Raw genomic sequence first — 25,711 nt, 5'->3', positions numbered from 1 at the left:
CCTATTTATTCTTTACTTTTTTATGATAAAATAATATCTATAAAACAACAAGGAAGGTTATCAAATAATGAGTTCAATTAATATTGCACTAGATGGCCCAGCTGCTGCAGGTAAGAGTACTATTGCTAAACGTGTAGCCAGTCGTCTATCTATGATATATGTTGATACAGGAGCAATGTATCGTGCCATTACATATAAATATTTACAAAATGGCAAACCCGAAAATTTTGATTATCTAATTAATAACACTAAACTTGAGCTTACTTATGATGAAGCAAAAGGGCAAAGAATCATACTAGACAATCAAGACGTCACTGATTATTTAAGAGAAAATGATGTAACACATCACGTATCTTATGTTGCTTCTAAAGAACCAGTGCGTTCCTTTGCAGTGAAAATACAAAAAGAATTAGCTGCTAAAAAAGGTATCGTTATGGATGGCCGAGATATTGGTACAGTTGTATTACCAGATGCCGAATTAAAAGTTTATATGATTGCATCTGTTGCTGAACGCGCTGAACGACGACAAAAAGAGAATGAACAACGTGGCATTGAATCAAATTTAGAACAATTAAAAGACGAAATTGAAGCACGAGATCACTATGATATGAATCGTGAAATTTCGCCATTACAAAAAGCCGAAGATGCTATTACACTTGATACTACTGGTAAATCTATAGAAGAGGTAACAAATGAAATATTGTCTCTACTTTAAATGTTAAAATTAAAATCCTAATATTGTTTATTGTAAACATTTAAGTGTAGTAGAATTTATAATCAATGACTAGAACATATTAAAATTATTAGTGTTGATTTATACAAAAGCCACGGACGCTCTGTCTCTGGCTTTTATTTTTGACCATTGAGAACTATGTAAATAATCTTATTTTTAACCAAGTCTCCTCGATAGAGTAGTAATACAATGTTTATTACCAATTCTGATATATCTTTTTCAATTTTATTCCTCATATTATTATGAGCTTAGGATTAATTGCCATGAAATTTATGTTACAATAAAAATAACAATGTTATTAAATATACTACAAACTAAATTGACCATCACTTAACTAGGTGCTCTGTTAAACTTTTGTTATAAATTAAAGATAGATGCAACCTATTCATATAAAGTGGTATCTCTTGACAATTTTACTTGTTTATAAGATGTTATAATTATGTAGTGTATAAGGAGGCATACAAGATGACTGAAGAATTCAATGAATCAATGATTAATGATATTAAAGAAGGTGACAAAGTCACTGGTGAAGTTCAACAAGTAGAGGATAAACAAGTTGTTGTGCATATTAATGGTGGCAAATTTAATGGAATTATTCCTATTAGCCAGCTTTCAACACATCATATCGAAAACCCTAATGAAGTTGTAAAAGTCGGTGATGAAGTTGAAGCGTACGTCACTAAAATCGAGTTCGATGAAGAAAACGATACTGGGGCATACATTTTATCAAAAAGACAACTTGAAACTGAAAAATCTTATGAATATTTACAAGAAAAACTAAATAACGATGAAGTGATTGAAGCTGAAGTTACTGAAGTAGTTAAAGGTGGTTTAGTCGTTGACGTTGGTCAAAGAGGGTTTGTACCTGCTTCTCTAATTTCAACTGATTTCATTGAAGACTTTTCTGTATTCGATGGTCAAACAATCCGTATTAAAGTGGAGGAACTTGATCCTGAAAATAATAGAGTCATTTTAAGCCGTAAAGCTGTGGAACAGTTAGAAAACGATGCTAAAAAAGCTTCAATATTAGATTCTTTAAATGAAGGCGATGTTATTGATGGTAAAGTTGCTCGATTAACTAACTTTGGTGCTTTCATTGATATTGGTGGTGTAGATGGTTTAGTTCATGTATCTGAATTATCTCATGAACATGTTCAAACACCAGAAGAAGTTGTATCAGTCGGTGAAGCAGTCAAAGTTAAAGTTAAATCTGTAGAAAAAGATTCTGAACGTATTTCTTTATCTATTAAAGACACTTTACCAACACCATTTGAAAACATTAAAGGGAAATTTCACGAAGATGATGTTATTGAAGGTACTGTAGTACGTTTGGCGAACTTTGGCGCATTCGTAGAAATTGCTCCATCCGTCCAAGGTTTAGTGCATATTTCTGAAATCGATCATAAACATATCGGTTCTCCTAACGAAGTATTAGAACCCGGACAACAAGTTAATGTAAAAATATTAGGTATCGATGAAGATAATGAAAGAATTTCATTATCAATCAAAGCAACATTACCAAAAGAGAATGTCATTGAAAGTGACGCATCCACAACTCAATCATATCTTGAAGATGATAATGATGAAGATAAACCAACATTAGGCGACGTTTTTGGTGACAAATTTAAAGATCTTAAATTTTAATTAAACTAAAATCATTTGCGATATAAAATATAATGACTCCAATTTACGCGTAAGCTTAAAATCAAATTTACGTGTAATAATTGGAGTCTTTTTTTAAACGATATACTGTACAAAATATATCTTTTCGAACATGTAAAATAAACATATTCAAGTTTTGAATAAATCTGCTCTTATGATAAAATTATGTAGATTAAAAAAGAGAGGAAGTTTATCCTATGACTAAACCGATAGTAGCAATTGTAGGAAAACCAAACGTAGGGAAATCTACAATTTTTAATAGAGTTGTCGGCGAACGTGTTTCTATCGTAGAAGATACACCAGGCGTTACTCGTGATCGTATTTATTCATCTGGCGAGTGGTTGACTCATGAATTTAACATCATTGATACAGGTGGTATTGAAATTGGAGATGCTCCTTTTCAAACTCAAATCCGTGCACAGGCAGAAATAGCAATTGAAGAAGCAGATGTCATCATTTTTATGGTCAATGTTAGAGAAGGACTTACACAAAGTGATGAAATGGTCGCACAAATGCTTTATAAATCTAAGAAACCTGTTGTATTAGCTGTGAATAAAGTTGATAATCTTGAAATGCGTAATGATATCTATGATTTCTATTCTTTAGGCTTTGGAGATCCATATCCTATTTCTGGTTCACATGGATTAGGACTTGGGGATTTACTAGATGCTGTCGTTGAAAACTTTAATAAAGAATCAGAAGATCCTTATGACGAAGATACGATACGTCTTTCCATCATAGGTAGACCTAATGTTGGTAAATCTAGCTTAGTCAATGCTATTTTAGGCGAAGAACGTGTTATAGTATCTAATGTTGCTGGTACAACTCGAGATGCCATTGATACCGAATACTCTTATGATGGACAAGATTATGTATTGATTGATACTGCTGGAATGAGAAAAAAGGGTAAGGTGTATGAATCGACTGAAAAATATTCTGTATTACGTGCATTAAAAGCGATTGAGCGTTCAGAAGTAGTATTAGTAGTTATTGATGCTGAACAAGGTATAATTGAACAAGATAAACGTGTAGCTGGCTATGCACATGAGGAAGGTAAAGCTATTGTTATTGTAGTAAATAAATGGGATACAGTCGAAAAAGATAGTAAGACAATGAAAAAATTCACTGATGATGTTAGAAATGAATTTCAATTTTTAGATTATGCTCAAATTGCGTTCGTATCAGCAAAAGAAGGGCTAAGATTAAAAACATTATTCCCTTATATCAATCAAGCCAGTGAAAATCATAAAAAGCGTGTCCAAAGTTCGACACTTAATGAAGTTGTTACTGATGCCATCTCAATGAATCCAACACCTACTGACAAAGGTAGAAGACTTAACGTATTCTATACAACTCAGGTTGCAATTGAACCACCGACATTTGTAGTATTTGTTAATGATGTCGAATTAATGCATTTTTCTTATAGGAGATATTTAGAAAACCAAATTCGTAATGCTTTTGGTTTTGAAGGAACACCTATTCATATTATTCCAAGAAAAAGAAATTAAAAACAAAGGGGAATTCAATAATGAGAAAAATTACAGTTTTTGGTATGGGTAGTTTTGGTACTGCATTAGCTAATGTATTAGCTCAAAATGGTCATGATGTTTTAATGTGGGGCAAAAATGTAGAGAATGTAGATGAACTTAACACACATCATATGAACAAAAGTTATCTTAAAGATGCTAAATTAGATTCATCTATAAAAGCAACTGCAGATTTAAATAGCGCAGTGCAATTTTCAGATATCTATCTTATGGCTCTACCTACAAAAGCAATAAGAGAAGTATCAAAAGATATCGATCAATTACTCACATCTAAAAAGACTTTTATTCATGTTGCTAAAGGCATTGAAAACGGTACATTTAAGCGCGTATCTGAAATGATTGAGGATTCTATCTTGCCAGAACATAATGGAGGAATCGGTGTCTTATCAGGTCCAAGTCATGCTGAAGAAGTTGTTATCAAACAACCTACAACTGTAGCTGCATCATCTAAAGATAATAATGTGAGCAAACTTATTCAAGATTTATTTATGAACGACTATTTACGTGTTTACACAAATAATGATTTAGTAGGTGTAGAACTAGGTGGTGCTTTAAAAAATATTATAGCTATAGCTAGTGGTATCGTTGCCGGCATGGGTTACGGTGATAATGCCAAGGCTGCTTTAATGACACGAGGTTTAGCCGAAATCAGTCGACTTGGTGAGAAACTTGGAGCAGATCCAATGACTTTCTTAGGTCTAGGTGGCATAGGTGACTTGATCGTAACTTGTACGTCCACACATTCACGAAATTACACACTTGGATTTAAATTAGGGCAAGGCAAAACAGCAGAAGAAGCTTTAAAAGAGATGAAAATGGTAGTTGAAGGTATTTATACAACTAAGTCAGTATATCATCTTGCTCAACAAGAAGGAGTAGAAATGCCTATCACCAACGCACTATATGAAGTTTTATTTGAAGATGTCCCTGTAAGTAAAAGTGTCAGAACACTTATGGAAAGAGACAAAAAAGCAGAATAGATAGTGTAATATTACTTTTTTATGAGCGAATATTAAAAAAATTCGTCATAAATCGCATAAAACCAACGTTTCTATTGCATAAATCGTTGCGATGACAGTAACCCTTGTGTTAAAGTCAAAACATAATGATATAATGAATATCATTATAAAACCTCAGGAGGTGAATTCATAATGAATAAAACTGATTTAATCAATGCAGTTGCAGAACAAGCTGACTTAACTAAAAAAGAAGCTGGTTCAGCAGTAGATGCTGTATTTGAATCTATCCAAAACTCACTTGCTAAAGGTGAAAAAGTACAATTAATCGGTTTCGGTAACTTTGAAGTACGTGAACGCGCTGCTCGTAAAGGTCGTAACCCTCAAACAGGTAAAGAAATTGACATCCCTGCAAGTAAAGTACCAGCATTTAAAGCTGGTAAAGCATTAAAAGATGCTGTAAAATAATTTACTTAAAAAAGCCCCTTTGAGGGCTTTTTCTTTTTAACTTATAGATCAATGGTCTATCGCTCTATGTATTTTATTTTTAAGTAGATTCAACACTTCATAACTTGTATCAATATTAAAATATTTAAATTATCGACTGTCTTAGTCTTAAAATTTGATAAATTACGTCATTTCAATCAATTACATATATATTTAGGAATGAGTTTGGGTTGATATACTCATTTACTATTTAATTAAGCTCGTTTATCTAGCTATACTAGCTAGTAATCATCTAGTTAAAAAATTTATATAAAGCCATCTAGTAATTATTATCATATTAGTAATTACTAGATCTTTGGTAAAATGAGTTTTATTCCTCAAATCGCAAGCCACTTGCATAGAATAACTATTTATTTTAAAAGACTTAATCCAATAGATTTTATTTTTTTACATATAATGTTAATATTGTTAATGATAATATCGTGAGGTGTGAACATGGAAACGACAATAAGCAAACTGAACAAACATGTAGAACAACTGCTTAAGGGCATTAATGAGTATGAGTCTATTGAAATCAATAGCTCTTTAAGTCAATTATTAGATATGTACTCTATCCCAGATGAAGCTAAGATTGCTTGCCTCACAATTGATACATCTATGCGTCATTTGGATGCTATCGGTGATAATCATCTATCTAAGAAAGCAATATTAATAGGGGACCTATTAAGTGCTCATTTCTATACTCTATTAGCAAATATTCAAGATTCCACTTTTCAACTTACAATGAGCAAGGCCATTGTTAAAATCAATGAGGATAAATCATCAATTAATCAAAATGATCTCACTGATGAAGAATTGAAAGATGCGATTCTAGATATCGAAATACTATTTCCATATCTTACAATTAACCATTTTGGAAGTTCTGTTGATAAAATCAAATTATTCACTGAATTGACTTCTAAATATAAAGATTACCATCCTGTGTATCTGGGTAAGTTTAACAGACATGAAATAGATAAATATATTCAAGAAATTAGCAAAAGTTATAAAAAGAAGAGGTAATGAAAATGGCTGAAAATCAAGCTAAAAAAGAACAAGTTCATACAGTATTCCAAAATATTTCTCAAAAATACGATCGACTCAACAACATCATAAGTTTCGAACAACATAAAGTATGGAGAAAACATGTTATGAGTACTATGAATGTACAAAAAGGTAGTAAAGCTTTAGATGTGTGTTGTGGTACCGCTGATTGGACTATTGCATTAAGCGAAGCAGTAGGCTCAAAAGGTCAAGTAACTGGTCTTGATTTTAGTGAAAATATGCTTGAGGTAGGTAAACAGAAAACTGCTTCATTGGACAATATCCAGCTTGTTCATGGTGATGCTATGAATTTACCATTTGATGATAACTCATTTGATTATGTTACTATTGGTTTTGGCTTACGCAATGTACCGGATTATTTGTCAGCACTCAAAGAAATGCATCGAGTTTTAAAACCAGGAGGCATGGTGGTATGTCTTGAAACAAGCCAACCGACATTGCCATTATTCAAACAAATCTATAGTTTATACTTTAAATTTGTGATGCCAATTTTTGGTAAGATGTTTGCTAAGTCTAAAGAGGAATATGAATGGTTGCAACAATCAACATTTAATTTTCCTGACAAACAAACATTGAAAGGCCTATTCTTTGAAGCAGGTTTTAACGATATCATTGTACGTAGCTTTACAGGTGGCGTTGCTGCAATGCACCTTGGCTATAAAGAAAACAGTTCTAGCAAAGGTGATTAACGTGGCAAAGTTAAACATTAACAACGAAATAAAGAAAGTAGAAAAGCGACTTGAAGAAGCAATTATAAGTTCTGATCAAACATTACAAGACGCCTCATTCCATTTACTATCTTCAGGTGGAAAAAGAGTTAGACCCGCTTTTGTTATTTTAAGTGGTCAATTTGGCTCTAACAACAAACCTTCAGAAGATACGTATCGTGTAGCAGTAGCTTTAGAACTAATTCACATGGCTACCTTAGTACACGATGATGTGATAGATAAAAGTGATAAACGTAGAGGCCGACTCACTATTTCAAAAAAATGGGACCAAAGTACAGCTATTTTAACAGGAAATTTCTTACTTGCTATGGGACTCAAGCATCTATCTGAAATCAGTGATACTCGTGTCCATACGACCATTTCTAAATCAATTGTTGATGTGTGTAGAGGAGAACTATTCCAATTTCAAGATCAATTTAATAGCAATCAAACAATTACTAATTATTTACGTCGTATCAACCGTAAAACAGCACTTCTTATTCAACTGTCTACACAAGTTGGTGCGATTACTTCTAATGCGTCAAATGACGTTATTCGTAAATTAAAAATGATCGGACATTATATAGGTATGAGTTTCCAAATTATAGATGATGTGTTAGATTTTACCAGTTCTGAAAAGAAACTTGGTAAGCCGGTTGGTAGTGATCTTATGAATGGTCATATTACATTACCTGTACTATTAGAAATGCGAAAAAATAAGACTTTTAAAGATAAAGTTTCACAACTTAATCCTGACAGTCCTCAACATGCTTTCGAAACTTGTATAACAATAATTAGACAGTCCGAAAGCATAGAACAGTCAAAACAAATAAGTGAAAAGTATTTAAATAAAGCAATCCATTTAATCGATGAATTAGAGGATGGTCCTAATAAAGAACTATTTAGAAAGCTCATTAAAAAAATGGGAAGTCGAAATAAGTAAGTTTTGTGACAAAAGTTGAAAGCGCTTCATTATCCTGTTACCATACTAAGTAGCAGGATATTTTTATAGCTTGCAATGTTTTAAGTTTTTTACATACTTATAAAAATGAATGAAACACATGCACAGGGGGACACACGAAGTGGAACGCACATTTTTGATGATTAAACCGGACGCTGTCCAAAGAAATTTAATTGGTGAGATTATATCTCGTATTGAAAAGAAAGGTCTTAAGCTTGTTGGCGGTAAGTTTATGCAAGTGCCTATGGAACTAGCTGAAAAACATTATAGTGAACATGAAGGAAAACCGTTCTACGACAAGTTAATTTCATTCATTACTTCTGCACCCGTTTTTGCTATGGTAGTAGAAGGTGAAAATGCTGTAGCTGTATCTCGTAAAATTATTGGAAGCACAAATCCAAGTGAAGCAGCTCCTGGTACAATCCGAGGCGACTATGGTTTAAATCTAGGTCGTAATATTATACATGGTTCAGATTCAACAGAATCAGCACAACGTGAAGTTAAATTATGGTTTACAAGTAGCGAAATTGCTGATTATAAAGAACCAAGAGAAGATTGGTTATACGAATAATAAAAAAATCAAATAATGAAATTCATTTTATCCATTAATGTCTGTGACACATATTTGTGTCTCAGGCATTTTTTTGATTAACCAAATTACATTTGCTTAAAATAATACTTATTGAATTAGTCTATTTAATTTTTTATCTAAGGATTAAACGATGTAACACCATAAAAAGTTCGATTATGTAGCAATTTTTATCTTTTGACAATTGAGTATTCATTATTAAGTAATGACTTATTTTTAGTATTTCATTCATGTATCTAATGATTTAGCTCTTTTGATTTTTTCAGTAGACTGATTTTTAATTTATATAATATTACTATGACATAACAATCATCTTGGTGCTATTCTTTCTAAAATATTTATCACTGCTAAAATAAAAATCTTCTTGTTTATCTAACTGACTTATGTTGTTTGATTGAATATGATAATATATTAAACATATTACAATTTAATGTATTGAAGAATAGAAAGGGGCGTGCGATCATGAGATACCTCACATCCGGTGAATCACATGGACCACAACTTACAGTCATCATTGAAGGTGTTCCAGCTAATTTAGAAATTACGGCTGAAGATATTAATAAGGAAATGTTTAAACGTCAAGGGGGATATGGTCGGGGGCGTCGTATGCAAATTGAAAAAGATACTATAGAAATTGTGTCAGGCGTCAGAAATGGCTTTTCTTTGGGAAGTCCAATAACTTTAGTAGTTACTAACGACGATTTCACTCATTGGAGAAAAATAATGGGCGTCGCACCAATTAGCGATGAAGAAAGAGAAAATATGAAACGTACCATTACAAAACCTAGACCAGGCCATGCTGATCTTGTAGGCGGTATGAAATATAATCATCGTGATTTAAGAAATGTGCTCGAGCGTTCATCTGCTAGAGAAACAGCAGCAAGAGTTGCTGTGGGTGCTGTTTCAAAAATTCTTTTAGAACAATTAGATATCCACTTATACAGCCGTGTAGTCGAAATTGGTGGTATTAAAGACAAAGGTTTATATGATGTAGATATGTTCAAAAATAATGTAGATAAAAATGATGTACGTGTAGTTGACGAAAATATTGCGCAACAAATGAGAGATAAAATAGATGAAGCGAAAAAAGACGGAGATTCAATCGGGGGCGTAGTTCAAGTAATGGCTGAAAATATGCCTATTGGTGTGGGAAGTTATGTACATTATGACCGTAAATTAGATGGACGCATTGCACAGGGTGTTGTGAGTATCAACGCATTCAAAGGTGTAAGTTTTGGTGAAGGATTTAAAGCAGCTGAAAAACCTGGTAGCGAAATTCAAGATGAAATTCATTATAATCAAGATTTAGGCTATTTTAGAGCTACAAATCACTTAGGTGGATTTGAAGGAGGCATGAGTAATGGGATGCCTATCATTGTTAATGGTGTGATGAAGCCTATCCCTACTTTATATAAGCCACTAAACTCAGTTGATATTAACAGTAAAGAAGACTTCAAAGCTACTATTGAACGCTCAGATAGTTGTGCAGTGCCCGCAGCTAGCGTAGTATGTGAACACGTTGTCGCTTTTGAATTAGCAAAAGCAGTACTCGAAGAGTTTCAATCTAACCACATGGACCAACTCATAGCACAAATTAAAGAGCGTCGACAACTCAATATAGAATTTTAATTACCCTAGAATGATTGAGGTGAAAGCATGGAACTTAAAACATCATATGCAAGTGATAATTATCCCATTATCGTTGAACATCACGCAATTAACTCTTTAGAAAAATACATTAAAAATGAAGAACAACGATTTTTCATTATCGATAAGCAAGTCTATAATTTATTTGTAGATAAACTTGAAGCTTTGGTTCAAAAACTTGATGCTAAATGTATCGTAATCCCTTCTGGGGAAACGTCAAAATCATTCGAACATTATCATCGTACTATTGAATATTTACTAAGCCATCAATTAACACGTCAAACGTGTATTGTTGCCATTGGTGGTGGTGCTACGGGAGATTTCGCAGGGTTTATTGCTGCAACTTTACTTAGAGGCGTATCATTTGTCCAAGTACCGACAACTATTTTAGCCCACGATTCAAGTGTAGGTGGTAAAGTTGGAATTAATTCTGAGCATGGTAAAAATTTAATTGGTGCTTTTTATCGACCCAAAGCTGTCATTTATGATTTAGATTTTTTAGAAACTCTACCATATTCTGAAATACTAAGTGGGTATGCTGAGGTCTATAAGCACGCTTTATTAAACGGCGAGGATTCAACAAAAAATATCGAATCTAATTTTACCTCAAATAAAAATTTACAAGCGTTAAAAAATCTAGATTATTATTTATTTGAGGGTATAAAAACAAAACTAAATATTGTTGTTGAAGATGAGAAAGAAAAAGGTAAAAGAAAGTTTCTTAATCTTGGTCATACATTTGGTCATGCAATTGAATATGAGCATAAAATTCCTCATGGTCATGCAGTTATGATTGGTATTCTTTATCAATTTATTGTTGCGAATCACTTATTCGAGTCAAATTATAACATTCAACACTATATTAATTATATGAAAAAACTTAAATATCCATTATCTATCATCAAACAACTTCATTTTGAAGATACATACCATTTTATGCTTCTAGATAAAAAAAATGATTACAATGGTATTCAAATGGTCTTACTTAAAAATTTAGGGAAACCTGTTGTCACTCATGTTGATAAGGATACGCTTTTATCAGCTTTCGAGGAATTACAATCTTATTTTAAGTAGGTGAATCAAATGAATAACAGTGAAATAATTAATATTAATGGACCACTCAAAGGTGAAATAGAAGTACCTGGTGATAAATCGATGACACATCGCGCTATTATGTTAGCTTCATTAGCTAAAGGTATATCAACCATTTATGAACCATTATTGGGAGAAGATTGTCGACGTACTATGGATATCTTTAAACAATTGGGTGTAACAATTGAAGAGCAGGACAATTCTATCATAATCAATTCACCAGGATATCGAAATTTCACAACACCACACCAAGTTCTCTATACTGGTAATTCTGGTACTACTACACGATTACTTGCTGGTCTTTTAAGCGGATTAGGTATTGAAAGTGTGTTATCTGGTGATGTATCTATAGGCAAAAGACCCATGGATAGAGTGATGAAACCTCTGCTGAAAATGAACGCTAATATATCTGGAATTGATAATAATTACACACCGCTTATTATTAAGCCTTCAACCATTAAAGGTATAAATTATCAAATGGAAGTTGCAAGTGCACAAGTTAAAAGTGCTATTTTACTTGCTAGCCTATTTTCAAAAGAAGCAACGACACTTACAGAAATTGATGTTAGTAGAAATCATACAGAAACATTGTTTGAACACTTTAATATTCCTATATCAATTCAAGGTAACACAATCCAAACCATACCTTATGCAATTGAACGTATACAGCCTAGAGATTTTCATGTTCCAGGAGATATCTCATCTGCTGCATTTTTCATAGTCGCAGCTCTAATTACGCCCGGTAGTGACATTACAATTCATAATGTTGGCATTAATCCCACTCGTTCAGGTATCATAGATATCGTTAAACAAATGGGAGGAAACATTGAATTAAGTAATGTAAGCAAAGGTGCAGAACCAACTGCATCAATACATGTAACATATACACCGAACTTGAATGCTGTTACAATTAAAGGCGACTTAGTTCCAAGAGCTATCGATGAATTGCCAGTTATTGCATTACTTTGCACACAAGCTTCAAATTCTTGTATTATCAAAGACGCCGAAGAATTAAAAGTGAAGGAAACAAATCGTATAGATACTACTGCAGACATGCTAAATTTACTTGGTTTTAATTTACAACCCACACATGATGGACTTATTATACATCCATCAGAGTTTAGATCAAATGCAACTGTCGATAGTCAAACAGATCATCGTATAGGAATGATGTTGGCTGTAGCTTCACTACTTAGTTCAGAACCACTCAAAATAGAGCAATTTGACGCTGTTAATGTTTCCTTCCCAGGTTTTTTACCTAAACTAAAGCTTTTAGAAAATGAGGGAAAATAAAAAATGGAAGATATCTATAAACTTATAGACGATATCAATCTACAAAAAATAGAAAACTTAGATTCTCGAGTAAATGAGGCATTGAGTTCAAACAATGATGATGCGTTATTTATACTTGGTGAAACTTTATATAATTTCGGTCTTACACCTCAAGGGTTAGAAGTTTTTAGAACGTTGTATCATAAATACCCAGATGAAAGTGAATTACTCATTTACTTTATCGAAGGTCTCATGTCTGAAAATCAAACTGACGAAGCACTTGAATATTTAGCGCAAGTAGAACCATCTACCGAAAAGTTGATGCTTGAAGCCGATTTATATCAACAAATTAATATGTTAGAAGTAGCAATTGACAAATTGCAAGAAGCATTAGATCTTGAACCTAATGATCCAATTATTCACTTCGCCTTAGCAGAGCTATTATACTACGATGGGCAATACTTACGAGCTACAAGAGAGTATGAAACAGTATTGGAAACAGGTGAATATGAAGTGAATGGAGTAAATCTTTTCTCGCGAATGGCAGATTGTAGTTTACAAAGTGGTAATTATTCAGATGCTATTAGCTTATTTGATGAAATTAGTGAAGAAGAGATGAATTCTGAAGATTACTTTAAAAAATCAATTGCCTATGAAAAAAACGATTTAACGCAAGAAGCAATTAAAATTATGCAAACATTACTTTCAAAAGATCCTGATTTTATACAAGGATATTTTTATCTTCAATCTCTATTTGAAAATGAAAAAAATTATCCTGATGCTATAGAAACTGGTAAGGAAGGATTACGTTTAAGTCAATTTTACAAAGAATTAATGGTTTCTACAGGTAGCTTAGAAATAGAGCATGGAGATGCAAATGAAGGTGTAGAATTGTTAAAACAAGCCTTAGAGGTCGATAATGCATATCATGAACCATTGTTGATTTTAAGTGATTTATATCGTAATGAAGAAGACTATGAATCAATTATACAATTGTTGACTTATGTAGACGAAGAAGATTTAGATCCTATTTTCATGTGGCATTTAGCATATGCATACGGTCAAGAAGAACGAGATAAAGAAGCGCAACATTTCTTTGAATTAGCATATCCAACATTACAAACTCAAGTTGAATTTTTAAGCGATTATTACTTCTATTTATTAGAAATTGGTCAAAAAGAAAAAGCACTTTTGATTTTAAATCAATTATTAGAAATTGATCCAAGCAATGAAAATTGGCATGATGAGTCAATGAGATTGCAAATGTAAGTTGGTGACTTAAATGAATGATTCTCTTATTCGTATCAAACAAAATTTTATAGAATATATTCTGTTTAACTATCGTTTTAAATCAAGAATTACTGTGTGGGTATTAAATTATTTAAAGGCAAATCAAGATAAGCTAAATAATGTACATTTCGTAAATAGTAAAATCAATAATCATTATACCTTAGAAATTGCAGAAGTGGATACAACTGCTTCTGCAATTCAATTGAGCAAGGATAATAAAGCTTATATTAATACAAATCAAATTTTTAATTATATTGCAAATCATACATTAAGATTAGATATACAAATACATTTTGCTCATTGTCACGCGCGAGAACCTCGCTTAGATGATTTAATATTAATGCAGCTCATTCATTCACCTAGTTATTCATCTTATGTACAAGACTTGTATTCAATTTCTATGGATAAAAGAAAACAAACAACTATTATTCAAACCTTACAAAACAATATTGATTTAAGTTTACAAATGAATGAACCTGATTATTTTTATCAACTCACACAAATACTTAATGTGTTAAAATCAAAAGATATTCAATCAACTTTAAATGATAGGTAGCCCATACTAAGATGAATCAATGGCTTTGGGAAACTTCACTTTATCAAAAATGGTTGATTTCTTTTATTTTAGTTTGCAATATATTTGGTACGATATACGGTTATCATTGGTATAGTAGTCAATTGGCTAACACGCCAAATTATTTTAAATTATTTGTTCCAGATAGTCCCACTGCTACATTATTTTTATGTTTATCATTATTACTCATACTATTTAATAAGCGTAATGCACTGATTGACGCTTTAGCTTTTATAACTCTATTTAAATATGGTAGTTGGGCTGTAATTATGAATATTTGGATGTTCATAAAAATGAATGATGTTGCTATAAACGGACTTATGTTGCTCATATCTCACGCAATTATGATGTTAGAAGCTATCTATTTTTATCCTCGTTTTAAAATATCTAAGTTGGCTGGATTGATGACTTTCATATGGGTGACTGTCAATGACGTAATAGATTACATATACGGACAATATCCATACTATAATTTTATCGCCAAACATTTAATTGAAGTAGGGGTGTTGGCTTATAGTCTCACTATCATATCGTATATTTTATTTTTAAAATTACAAAAGTGGTTGAAAGTTAAAACATTTGATTAAAGATAAATTTGACAGTAAAATGAAAATAAAGGAGAGTGAGTTTAATGTCTTTAATATCAATGATTATATATTTCGTAATATTAATGGTCATTCCAATGTGGGCTCAACATAAAGTTAAATCTAATTATGAAAAATACTCACAAGTGAGATCCACAAGTGGTAAAACTGGTCGTGAAGTAGCTGAAGAAATTTTACATTCTAATGGCATTTACGATGTTGACGTCGTTAAAGGCGAAGGCTTCTTAACTGATCACTATGACCCAAATAAAAAAGTTGTTTGTTTATCTCCTGCAAACTACGATAGACCATCAGTTGCTGGTACTGCAATTGCAGCCCATGAAGTAGGACATGCAATTCAACATCAGCAAGGTTACGCACCATTAAGATTTAGAACAGCATTAGTACCATTAGCTAATATTGGTAGTTCTTTAAGCTACATTATTATTATGGTAGGTATTGTTTTAACAGCTCTCGGTAGTGTCTTTGGCTCTACAGTTCTATGGGTTGGTGCTGGTTTAATGTCACTTGCAGTTTTATTCTCTATCGTGACATTACCTGTTGAGTTTAACGCTAGTTCAAGAGCGATGAAACAAATAACGGCTTTAAATATCGTTAATGAGAAAGAATACAAACACGCGAAAAAAGTTTTATCTGCAGCAGCAATGACATATGTGGCATCTACTGCAGTTGCATTAGCTGAACTTGCTCGTATTATATTAATTGCAAGATCAAGTGATTAATCATATATAACAACGCAGTTCCTGGTAATCATTACAATTGATTTGTAATGGTTACCTTTTTTATTTGAATACGTGACAAAAGCCTATCTTTTAATACATATTAAACATTGCACTTGAAATGCAAGTCACTTTATTTTGTAATATACTATATAAGAATAGCAATAAAGGAGTACTTTCATATGAAATCTATGGAGCAAATGCAACAAGAAGTTGATGACTATATCAGTCAATTTAAAGCTGGTTATTTTTCACCACTTGCTAATCTTGCAAGAATGACAGAAGAAGTTGGAGAATTAGCACGCGAAATAAACCATCATTTTGGAGAGAAAAAAAAGAAAGATACTGAAGAAGATAATACAATTAAAGCTGAATTGGGAGACAATTTATTTGTTTTACTGTGTATTGCAAACTCTCTGAACATAGATATGACAGAAAGCTTTAATGACACGATGAATAAGTTTAATACAAGAGATAAAAATCGCTTTGAAAGAAAATAATTTAAGAAAGGATGGGCACAAATGAAAATCGGTATAACATGTTACCCGTCCATGGGTGGTTCTGGCATTATTGCTACAGAGCTCGGTATTAAAATGGCAGAACGTGGCCATGAAGTTCACTTTATTACCTCAAATATACCCTTTAGAATACGCAAACCTTTACCTAACATGACGTTCCACCAAGTTGAAGTCAATCAATATGCCGTATTCCAATATCCACCATACGATATTACATTAAGTACAAAAATTTCTGACGTTATACAAGAATATGATTTAGACATATTGCATATGCATTATGCTGTACCTCACGCTGTATGTGGTATATTAGCTAAACAAATGTCAGGTAAAGACGTCAAAATTATGACAACACTACATGGCACTGATATAACAGTGTTAGGTTATGACCATACTTTACAAAACGCGATAAAATTTGGCATAGAACAAAGTGATATTGTGACAAGTGTTAGTCATTCACTAGCACAGCAAACTTATGAAATTATCAATACTCAAAAGGAAATCATCCCTATATATAATTTTGTACGGGAAAATGAATTCCCAACTCGTCATAATGAAGAATTAAAAGATTGTTATGGTATCTCTTCTGAAGAAAAGGTACTGATACATGTTTCTAATTTCAGAAAAGTAAAACGCATTGATACAGTGATTGAGACATTTGCAAAAGTTCATGAGAGTATACCGTCCAAGTTGATACTTTTAGGAGATGGCCCAGAATTAATCGATATGCGACATAAAGCACGAGAGCTCGATGTGGAAGCACACGTACTCTTTTTAGGCAAACAAAATGACGTAAGCGCATTCTACCAACTATCTGATTTAGTATTGCTCTTAAGTGAGAAAGAAAGTTTTGGATTAACTCTCTTAGAAGCAATGAAAACAGGTGTCTTACCTATAGGGAGTCGTGCAGGTGGTATTAAAGAGGTCATCAGACACGAAGAAACTGGATTTATAGTAGATATAGGAGATAGTACACAAGCTGCAAAGTATGCTATTAAACTTTTATCAAATCCAGAATTATATCAAAAAATGCAATCCCAAATGTTGAAAGATATTGAAGCAAGATTTAGTTCAGATTTAATTACTGACCAATATGAAAACTATTATCGAAAGATGCTAGAACAAGGTGAGAACAGCAATGTGTCATGAAATATTTGAACAAGCAAAACCTATTTTAAAAAAAATTCAAAATAAAGGTTTTAAGGCTTATTTCGTTGGTGGATCAGTACGTGATTACATCATGCAACGACCTATACATGATGTTGATATTACCACCAGTGCAATGCCTGACGAAATAGAATCTATATTCGACAAAACCATACCAGTGGGTAAAGAACACGGTACGATCAACGTGGTCTTTCAAAATGACAATTATGAAATCACTACATTTAGATCTGAAGATGAATACATCAATCATCGTAGGCCCAGTGAAGTGTATTTTGTAAGAGATTTATATCAAGATGTTCAACGTAGAGATTTTACAATGAATGCTATAGCAATGGATCTAAATTACCAGTTGTATGATTATTTTAATGGTCAACAAGATATAAAAAATCGAGTAATTCGTACTGTTGGTGTACCAAGTGAAAGGTTCTCAGAAGACGCGCTTCGTATCATTAGAGGGTTACGTTTTCAATCACAACTTAATTTTCAAATTGATTCAGACACATTACATGCAATGTCTTCTCATATTTCAGATATACAATATTTATCCGTTGAACGTGTAGTAGTAGAGCTTAAAAAGCTTATCATGGGAAACAATGTTAAACAAAGCTTTGAAGTCATGCAAAACATGAAAGCATTTAATTATATACCTTTTTTCAAATCATTTGAGATGTCTCATCTTCATATAGATGAGCCCATCACATTTGAACTTTGGATTGCAATCTTAATCGTCCAACAACCAAAAGATGTACAATTAAGCTCCTTGAAAATTAGCAATCAAGAAAAAGCAACTATCAAAAAATGGATTACACTCATCCAAACATTGCCTAAGATACAGTCAAAGCAATCTTTAATAACATTAGTATATGATTACAATTTAAAAGATATTGAAATCCTATTATCATTACATCATTTGCTTAAACAAAATGGGCTTACAACAGCCAATCATTTAATCATTAATGAAATAAGTGTTCGCGAAGCAAATAAAAAATTACCTATCCATTGCAGAAAAGAATTGGCAATAAATGGTAAAGATATACTCAATCATACGAATAAAAATTCAGGACCATGGCTAAAAGATACACTTAGAGAAATAGAAATCGCAGTCATATCAAATCAAATAGCCAACACTAAAGAAGAAATATTAGAATGGGTGGATGCACATGTCAAAATATAGTCAAGATGTCATTAGAATGTTGTATGAACATCAATCAAATTACATATCAGGGCAATATATTGCCAATCAACTCAATATTTCTAGGGCAGGTGTCAAAAAAGTTATTGACCTATTAAAAGAAGATGGTTGTGATATCGAGTCAATAAACCACAAAGGCCATCAACTGAATTCATTACCTGATCAGTGGTATAGCGGTATTGTAAAACCCATTCTTGATGAACTTGGTCTTTTTAATCATCTAGAAGTTTATCACACTGTAGATTCAACACAATTAAAAGCAAAGAGAGCACTCGTTGGAAATAATGATACATTTTTAATCTTGAGCGATGAACAAACAGAAGGTCGAGGTAGATTCAATCGTAATTGGGAATCATCTAAAGGAAAAGGGTTGTGGATGTCACTTGTACTAAGACCTGACGTACCTTTTTCTATGATACCTAAATTTAATTTATTTATTGCTTTAGGTATTAGAGATGCAATTCAACAATTTTCGAACGAACGTGTAACAATTAAATGGCCAAATGATATATATATTGGTAATAAAAAAATTTGCGGATTTTTAACTGAAATGGTTGCTAACTATGATGCAATAGAAGCAATAATTTGTGGTATAGGTATAAATATGAATCATGTTGAAAGTGATTTTGATGAGGATATTAAAGATAAAGCAACAAGTATACGTATGCATTCCGATAGTAAAATTAATAGATATACTTTTTTAACTACATTATTAACTCAAATTATACATCGATTTGATCAATTTTTACATCAAACTTTTGAGTCAATTCGAGAAGAATATATTCACGCTACAAATATATGGCATCGTCAACTTAAATTCACTGAAAATGATCATCAATTTTTGGGGGAAGCCATAGATATTGATTCAGATGGATTCCTTATAGTTAAAGATGAAGAAGGTCAATTACATCGACTTATGAGTGCAGATATAGATTTATAAACACAAAAATGAGGAGCGGACATTATGGGAATAGCAACATTTGCAGTTGTGGATTTAGAAACAACTGGAAATCAACTGGATTATGATGAAATCATTCAAATTGGCATTACATTTGTACGTCAGAATCAAGTCATTGATACATACCATTCAATGATACGTACCGATTTAGAAATTCCACCGTTTATCCAAGCCTTAACTTCTATAGAAGAAGAAATGTTGGTACAGGCACCTTATTTTAATGAGGTCGCAGATGACATTTATCAACTTATCAAAGACTGTGTTTTTGTTGCACATAATATCTCATTCGATCTTAATTTTATAAAAAAAGCTTTTGAAAAATGTAATATTCAATTTAAACCTAAAAGAGTCATGGATACTTTAGAATTGTTTAAAATCGCATTCCCTACAGACAAAAGCTACCAGTTAAGCGCATTGGCTGAATCACATCATATCCCGTTAAATAATGCACATAGAGCAGATGAAGATGCAACAACAACTGCTAAATTGATGATTAAAGCTTTTGAGAAGTTCGAGCAATTGCATTTAGATACTCAAAAACAACTGTACTATTTAAGTAAAAATCTCAAGTATGATCTTTATCATATTTTGTTTGAAATGGTTAGAAATTATCAAACTAAACCGCCTAACAACCAATTTGAACAATTTGAACAAATTATTTACCGTAAACAAATTGATTTAAAAAAACCGGCTGTCAATTTTGATGGTACTTTAAAAGATTTATATAAAAATGTTACTCAATCTTTAAATCTTACATATCGGCCACAACAGTTATACCTAGCCGAAATTATACTTGATCAGTTGATGCATAGTGATAAAGCAATGATTGAAGCACCTTTAGGTAGTGGAAAGTCTCTTGCTTATCTGCTTGCAGCAACAATGTATAATATTGAAACCGGTCGTCATGTAATGATTTCAACAAATACAAAATTATTACAAAGTCAGCTATTAGAAAAAGACATACCATTACTCAATGATGTTTTAGATTTTAAAATTAACGCGTCATTAATCAAAAGTAAAAATGATTATATATCTCTTGGTCTTATCAGCCAAATTCTTAAAGATGATACAAGTAATTATGAAGTAAATATTCTTAAAATGCAGTTACTTATTTGGATAACTGAAACAAATACTGGGGACATACAAGAATTAAATCTTAAAGGTGGACAAAAAATGTATGTTGACCAAAAAATTGAAACATACGTTCCAGTTCGTCATGATATCCATTATTACAATTATATAAAAAGGAATGCTCAAAACATACAAATTGGTATCACTAATCATGCGCACTTAATTCATTCAGACAGCGAAAACACTATATATCAACTATTTGATGATTGCATCATCGATGAAGCACATAGATTGCCTGACTATGCGCTAAATCAAGTTACCAATGATTTAAATTATTCAGATGTTAAATATCAATTAGGACTTATTGGCAAAAATGAAAATGAAAAACTACTTAAAGCAGTAGACAAACTTGAGCAACAACGTATTTTAGAGAAACTAGATATTTCACCTATAGACGTTTTTGGTCTAAAAATAAATATCAATGAGTTACATGATTTAAATGAGCAACTATTCACTACAATTTATAACATTATTCAAACATCAGACGTTTATGATGATGACATTCATAAGTATCATTACGTTTATGACTTTGAAACGGGTGAGATTTTAAAAGATTTACGTTCAATCATAGATAAATTAAATAAAACGATAGAAATTTTTAACGGAATGAATCACAAAACAATAAAGTCTGTACGGAAACAATTATTATACTTACATGACAAATTTAAACTTATCGAACAAAGTATAAAAGATCACCATACTAGCTTTATTTCAATTAAAAATTTAGCACAAAAATCAACAATCCGACTCTTAGTCAAGGATTATGATGTTAAGGATATCCTGACGAAACAAGTACTTGAAAAATTTAAGTCTCTTACATTTATATCAGGCACATTAGCTTTCAATCACTCATTTAAAGCATTTCAAAATTGGTTTAATGAAGACATAGACTTTAATACATTTGAAATTTCAACACCTTTAACATCATCCAATCATACAAATGTTTTTGTGCCCAATGATGTTGAAACGTACAATTATAAAAATTTAGACGATTATGTAGCTTCAATTGTTGACTATATTGTTGAATACATTACAGTAACACAGTCGAAATGTCTTGTCTTATTTACAAGCTATAAAATGATGCATATGGTTCAAGATTTGTTAAATGAATTACCTGAATTAGAAGATTATGTCATTTTAACCCAACAGCAAAACCAAAATTATAAAATTGTTCAACAGTTTAATAACTTTGATAAATCAATACTTCTTGGAACATCAACATTTTTTGAAGGTTTTGATTTTCAAGCCAATGGCCTTAAATGTGTAATGATAGCTAAACTACCATTTATGAATAAACATAATATTAAATACTGGCTCATGGACTCTGAATTCACATCAACTTTCAAAGATTATGTATTACCTGATGCTGTGACTAGGTTTAGACAAGGTCTTGGACGTCTTATTCGACACGAAGACGACAAAGGACTTATTGTGTCATTTGATGATCGACTGATAAATAGCACATATAAAAACTTTTTTGCTCAATCACTAGAACATTTTAAACAACGAAAAGGTAACATTAAACAGTTTAATAAATTACTGAATCAAATACAGAGGTCTATCGATAATGAGAGTAAAAGCTAGCTTTTTAGAAATCTATAATAAATCATATCGTATGATTCCAGTTACTCAACTTGTAGAAGTTAAAGACATATTTTGTTAAAATAAATGAGTATTTAAAAAGAAAAATATAGGAGTTTGGTTATGAAGACTACGATTAAACAAGCGAAAAAACATCTTAACCAAGAAGTAACAATTGGTGCTTGGTTAACTAATAAACGTTCAAGTGGTAAAATAGCGTTCTTACAATTACGCGATGGTACAGGATTTATGCAAGGAGTAGTAGTAAAATCTGAAGTAGATGAAGAAACATTTCAACTAGCAAAAGATATTACTCAAGAATCATCTTTATATATCACAGGAACGATTACAGAAGATAATCGTTCTGATTTAGGCTACGAAATGCAAGTTAAATCAATCGAAATTGTACATGAAGCACATGATTATCCTATTACACCAAAAAATCATGGAACAGAATTTTTAATGGATCATCGTCACTTATGGTTACGTTCAAAAAAACAACATGCTGTTATGAAAATAAGAAATGAAATCATCCGTGCAACATATGAGTTTTTCAATGAAAATGGCTTCACTAAAATTGATCCACCTATTTTAACAGCAAGTGCACCAGAGGGGACAAGTGAGTTATTCCATACAAAATATTTCGATGAAGATGCATTTTTATCACAAAGTGGGCAATTGTATATGGAAGCAGCCGCAATGGCTCACGGACGTGTTTTTTCATTCGGCCCAACTTTTCGTGCGGAAAAATCTAAAACACGTCGCCATTTAATTGAATTCTGGATGATTGAACCAGAAATGGCCTTTACAAATCATGCAGAAAGCTTAGAAATACAAGAACAGTATGTGTCTCACATTGTTCAATCTGTTTTAAATCATTGCCAATTAGAACTCAAAGCTTTAGATAGAGATACAACTAAACTAGAAAAAGTTGCTACACCTTTCCCTAGAATTTCTTATGATGATGCTATCGAATTCTTGAAAAAAGAGGGATTCGATGATATTGAATGGGGTGAAGACTTTGGTGCACCACATGAAACAGCAATCGCTAATCACTATGATTTACCAGTATTCATTACAAATTATCCAACTAAAATTAAACCATTCTATATGCAACCAAATCCGGATAATGAAGATACAGTATTATGTGCTGATTTAATTGCGCCTGAAGGTTACGGTGAAATTATTGGTGGTTCCGAACGTATTAATGATTTAGAATTATTAGAACAACGCATTAATGAGCACGAATTGGATGAAGAAAGTTATAGCTATTATTTAGATTTACGTCGTTATGGTAGCGTACCACATAGTGGTTTTGGCTTAGGCTTGGAGCGAACAGTAGCTTGGATTTCTGGAGTTGAACATGTTCGTGAAACATCTCCATTCCCACGTTTACTTAATCGCTTATATCCATAATTGATTATTCGTATTTATGTTCAAAATACCATTTTTGAAACGTCCAGTCATTTTAAGGCTGGGCGTTCATTTTAAATAGGAGGTAGTAATATTATGGATCTAATTCAATTAAAAACAAGACCTGTTGTTATAAGACGAGAATTGTTTGATCATTATTCAGAGTTAGGTTTGGATGAACAAGATTTAGTTATTTTGATAAAACTTTTATATGCATCTGAAACTTCTAATAAGCAACCTTCTATTGAGTTTCTTCAAAAAGGATCAACTATGGAACCTCGTCAAATTACTTCCGTAATACAAAACTTAATTCAAAGAGAATTATTAGAACTCAATGTTAATAAAGACGAAGAAGGTAAATTCACTGAATACATGAATTTAGATCCCTTCTATCACAAATTAAATCAATTATTAAAACATCAATACTTAAAACATGAGGAACAAGATAAAAAAGAGCAATTTAAGCAATTGTTTCAGTTAGTTGAGCAATCGTTCGGCAGACCACTATCGCCGTATGAAATTGAAACATTAAATCAGTGGATTGATGTCGATCACCATGACTTATCAGTTATACAAGCCGCTCTTGATGAGGCACTTAGCCAAAATAAACTTAGTTTTAAATATATTGATCGTATTTTATTAAATTGGAAAAAGAATAATGTGAAAACAGTTGACGATTCAAAGAAAATAAGAGAACAGTTTAACAAACCAAAAATGAAGCATGTTGTTAAAAAGGTGCCTAAATTTGACTGGTTGAATGGAGAGAATCCTAATGATAAGTAAGAAAAAAGCATTACAAATGATTGATGTTATAGCGGATATGTTTCCTAATGCAGAATGTGAGTTAAACCATAGAAATGCATTTGATCTTACAATAGCTGTATTATTATCAGCACAGTGTACTGATAATCTAGTCAATCGTGTTACGCAATCATTATTTAGAAAATATCGAACACCCGAAGATTATTTAAATGTGAGTGATGAAGAATTACAAAATGATATACGCTCTATTGGATTATATCGCAATAAAGCCAAAAATATAAAAAAATTATGTCACTCTTTAATTGAACAATTTAATGGTCAAATCCCACAAACACATAAAGAATTAGAGAGTCTAGCTGGAGTGGGACGTAAAACAGCAAATGTTGTAATGAGTGTTGCATTTGGAGAACCTTCTTTAGCTGTCGACACTCATGTTGAGAGAGTTTCTAAACGTTTGGGAATTAATCGTTGGAAAGATAATGTAAGGCAAGTAGAAGATCGATTATGTGATATTATCCCAAGAGATAGATGGAATAAAAGCCATCATCAATTAATATTTTTTGGGAGATATCATTGTCTTGCTAGAAAACCTAAATGTGAGATATGTCCATTGTTAAATGATTGTAGAGAAGGGCAAAAACGACAGAAAGCAAAGATAAAGGAGGCGTGATGATATGATTGAAAAACAGGATTTCAATCATATAGAAGACCAACTTGATCAACTAGCAAGTAATAAACAACTCAAAACACCAGAAGCTAGGGAACTTTTAGATACTTATTTCGATTTAATCATTAACTATTTTAAACAAATAAATAACATAGATGAAATTCATTTTAATCAACTCGATACATATCCAGTGGTTCCAATGAATTTTGATGAACGCTATCATTATATGGTTGCACGTAAACACCATTTTATGGGCTATCGTCAAATGAAAACATTGAAATCAGAATTAATAAAAATGAATGCATCTTATCTAATTAGAAAGCAACGTCAACAAAAATAAATTTAATTTAATTTTAATTATTCTATTTTATACCTATATCAACATTTATAATTCACATTCGATGTAGTTAATCAAATTAA

At 31.9% G+C, this 25,711-nt stretch carries 25 protein-coding genes; all 25 read left to right on the top strand.

Annotated features, from left to right (window positions below; all coding sequences use genetic code 11):
* The first annotated feature begins 67 nt into the window (after positions 1-67).
* Positions 68-715: a (d)CMP kinase gene (gene cmk, locus HMPREF3058_RS01320; RefSeq protein WP_002457691.1), complete on the top strand. Its 648-nt coding sequence runs from the start codon at positions 68-70 to the stop codon at positions 713-715.
* 483 nt (positions 716-1,198) lie between these two features.
* The gene (rpsA, locus tag HMPREF3058_RS01315; protein ID WP_002490951.1) at positions 1,199-2,377 is read left to right on the top strand and encodes a 30S ribosomal protein S1; all 1,179 of its coding nucleotides are present in this window, start codon (positions 1,199-1,201) and stop codon (positions 2,375-2,377) included.
* A gap of 215 nt (positions 2,378-2,592) precedes the next feature.
* Positions 2,593-3,903: a ribosome biogenesis GTPase Der gene (gene der / locus HMPREF3058_RS01310; protein ID WP_002468415.1), complete on the top strand. Its 1,311-nt coding sequence runs from the start codon at positions 2,593-2,595 to the stop codon at positions 3,901-3,903.
* A 20-nt stretch (positions 3,904-3,923) separates the two neighbouring features.
* A complete protein-coding gene (locus HMPREF3058_RS01305) occupies positions 3,924-4,922 on the top strand; it encodes an NAD(P)H-dependent glycerol-3-phosphate dehydrogenase (protein WP_002446477.1) in 999 nt (332 codons plus the stop codon).
* Between the two features lie 171 nt (positions 4,923-5,093).
* Positions 5,094-5,366, top strand: coding sequence for an HU family DNA-binding protein (locus tag HMPREF3058_RS01300; protein ID WP_001043863.1), 273 nt, complete (start codon positions 5,094-5,096; stop codon positions 5,364-5,366).
* 474 nt (positions 5,367-5,840) lie between these two features.
* Positions 5,841-6,407, top strand: a complete 567-nt coding sequence (locus HMPREF3058_RS01295; RefSeq protein ID WP_002491001.1) for a hypothetical protein — start codon at positions 5,841-5,843, stop codon at positions 6,405-6,407.
* Between the two features lie 5 nt (positions 6,408-6,412).
* Positions 6,413-7,138 carry a demethylmenaquinone methyltransferase gene (locus HMPREF3058_RS01290; RefSeq protein ID WP_002457688.1) on the top strand — a complete coding sequence of 242 codons (726 nt, stop codon included), beginning with the start codon at positions 6,413-6,415 and terminating at the stop codon, positions 7,136-7,138.
* A 1-nt stretch (position 7,139) separates the two neighbouring features.
* Positions 7,140-8,099: a polyprenyl synthetase family protein gene (locus HMPREF3058_RS01285; RefSeq protein WP_002489986.1), complete on the top strand. Its 960-nt coding sequence runs from the start codon at positions 7,140-7,142 to the stop codon at positions 8,097-8,099.
* Positions 8,100-8,238: 139 nt separating this feature from the next.
* Positions 8,239-8,688 (top strand): nucleoside-diphosphate kinase, encoded by a 450-nt coding sequence (gene ndk / locus HMPREF3058_RS01280; protein WP_001831235.1) that lies wholly within the window; start codon positions 8,239-8,241, stop codon positions 8,686-8,688.
* Positions 8,689-9,168: 480 nt separating this feature from the next.
* Complete coding sequence (gene aroC / locus HMPREF3058_RS01275) at positions 9,169-10,335, top strand: chorismate synthase (RefSeq protein ID WP_002446472.1); 1,167 nt, start codon at positions 9,169-9,171, stop codon at positions 10,333-10,335.
* A gap of 27 nt (positions 10,336-10,362) precedes the next feature.
* The gene (aroB, locus tag HMPREF3058_RS01270) at positions 10,363-11,427 is read left to right on the top strand and encodes a 3-dehydroquinate synthase (RefSeq protein ID WP_002490992.1); all 1,065 of its coding nucleotides are present in this window, start codon (positions 10,363-10,365) and stop codon (positions 11,425-11,427) included.
* Positions 11,428-11,436: 9 nt separating this feature from the next.
* A complete protein-coding gene (gene aroA / locus HMPREF3058_RS01265) occupies positions 11,437-12,738 on the top strand; it encodes a 3-phosphoshikimate 1-carboxyvinyltransferase (RefSeq protein ID WP_002486959.1) in 1,302 nt (433 codons plus the stop codon).
* Positions 12,739-12,741: 3 nt separating this feature from the next.
* The gene (locus tag HMPREF3058_RS01260; RefSeq protein ID WP_002486983.1) at positions 12,742-13,986 is read left to right on the top strand and encodes a tetratricopeptide repeat protein; all 1,245 of its coding nucleotides are present in this window, start codon (positions 12,742-12,744) and stop codon (positions 13,984-13,986) included.
* 13 nt (positions 13,987-13,999) lie between these two features.
* Positions 14,000-14,563, top strand: a complete 564-nt coding sequence (locus HMPREF3058_RS01255) for a YpiB family protein (protein ID WP_002446468.1) — start codon at positions 14,000-14,002, stop codon at positions 14,561-14,563.
* Positions 14,564-14,574: 11 nt separating this feature from the next.
* The gene (locus HMPREF3058_RS01250; RefSeq protein WP_002490980.1) at positions 14,575-15,168 is read left to right on the top strand and encodes a DUF1405 domain-containing protein; all 594 of its coding nucleotides are present in this window, start codon (positions 14,575-14,577) and stop codon (positions 15,166-15,168) included.
* Between the two features lie 44 nt (positions 15,169-15,212).
* Complete coding sequence (locus tag HMPREF3058_RS01245) at positions 15,213-15,908, top strand: zinc metallopeptidase (RefSeq protein ID WP_002446466.1); 696 nt, start codon at positions 15,213-15,215, stop codon at positions 15,906-15,908.
* Positions 15,909-16,087: 179 nt separating this feature from the next.
* Positions 16,088-16,405 (top strand): nucleotide pyrophosphohydrolase, encoded by a 318-nt coding sequence (locus tag HMPREF3058_RS01240; protein WP_001832769.1) that lies wholly within the window; start codon positions 16,088-16,090, stop codon positions 16,403-16,405.
* A gap of 21 nt (positions 16,406-16,426) precedes the next feature.
* Positions 16,427-17,569, top strand: coding sequence for an N-acetyl-alpha-D-glucosaminyl L-malate synthase BshA (gene bshA / locus HMPREF3058_RS01235; protein ID WP_002490982.1), 1,143 nt, complete (start codon positions 16,427-16,429; stop codon positions 17,567-17,569).
* Positions 17,559-18,761: a CCA tRNA nucleotidyltransferase gene (locus HMPREF3058_RS01230; RefSeq protein WP_002490958.1), complete on the top strand. Its 1,203-nt coding sequence runs from the start codon at positions 17,559-17,561 to the stop codon at positions 18,759-18,761. Before bshA ends, HMPREF3058_RS01230 begins: the two co-directional genes overlap by 11 nt.
* Positions 18,748-19,719, top strand: a complete 972-nt coding sequence (locus tag HMPREF3058_RS01225) for a biotin--[acetyl-CoA-carboxylase] ligase (protein ID WP_002486960.1) — start codon at positions 18,748-18,750, stop codon at positions 19,717-19,719. The genes HMPREF3058_RS01230 and HMPREF3058_RS01225 overlap by 14 nt, the downstream gene beginning before the upstream one ends.
* A 24-nt stretch (positions 19,720-19,743) precedes the next feature.
* Positions 19,744-22,452 (top strand): helicase C-terminal domain-containing protein, encoded by a 2,709-nt coding sequence (locus tag HMPREF3058_RS01220; RefSeq protein WP_002490962.1) that lies wholly within the window; start codon positions 19,744-19,746, stop codon positions 22,450-22,452.
* Positions 22,453-22,572: 120 nt separating this feature from the next.
* On the top strand, positions 22,573-23,865 hold the full coding sequence (gene asnS, locus HMPREF3058_RS01215; RefSeq protein WP_002439780.1) for an asparagine--tRNA ligase: 1,293 nt from the start codon (positions 22,573-22,575) through the stop codon (positions 23,863-23,865).
* 93 nt (positions 23,866-23,958) lie between these two features.
* Positions 23,959-24,645 (top strand): DnaD domain-containing protein, encoded by a 687-nt coding sequence (locus tag HMPREF3058_RS01210; protein ID WP_002446459.1) that lies wholly within the window; start codon positions 23,959-23,961, stop codon positions 24,643-24,645.
* Positions 24,635-25,294, top strand: a complete 660-nt coding sequence (gene nth, locus HMPREF3058_RS01205; protein WP_002490942.1) for an endonuclease III — start codon at positions 24,635-24,637, stop codon at positions 25,292-25,294. Before HMPREF3058_RS01210 ends, nth begins: the two co-directional genes overlap by 11 nt.
* Before the next feature lie 4 nt (positions 25,295-25,298).
* Positions 25,299-25,631, top strand: coding sequence for a YpoC family protein (locus tag HMPREF3058_RS01200; RefSeq protein ID WP_002457679.1), 333 nt, complete (start codon positions 25,299-25,301; stop codon positions 25,629-25,631).
* Positions 25,632-25,711 lie beyond the last annotated feature (80 nt).

Source organism: Staphylococcus sp. HMSC068G11 (assembly GCF_001815825.1).
Lineage (GTDB): Bacteria > Bacillota > Bacilli > Staphylococcales > Staphylococcaceae > Staphylococcus > Staphylococcus epidermidis.
The sequence above is the reverse complement of the archived record's forward strand: the minus strand, read 5'-3'. Positions and strand labels throughout refer to the sequence as shown.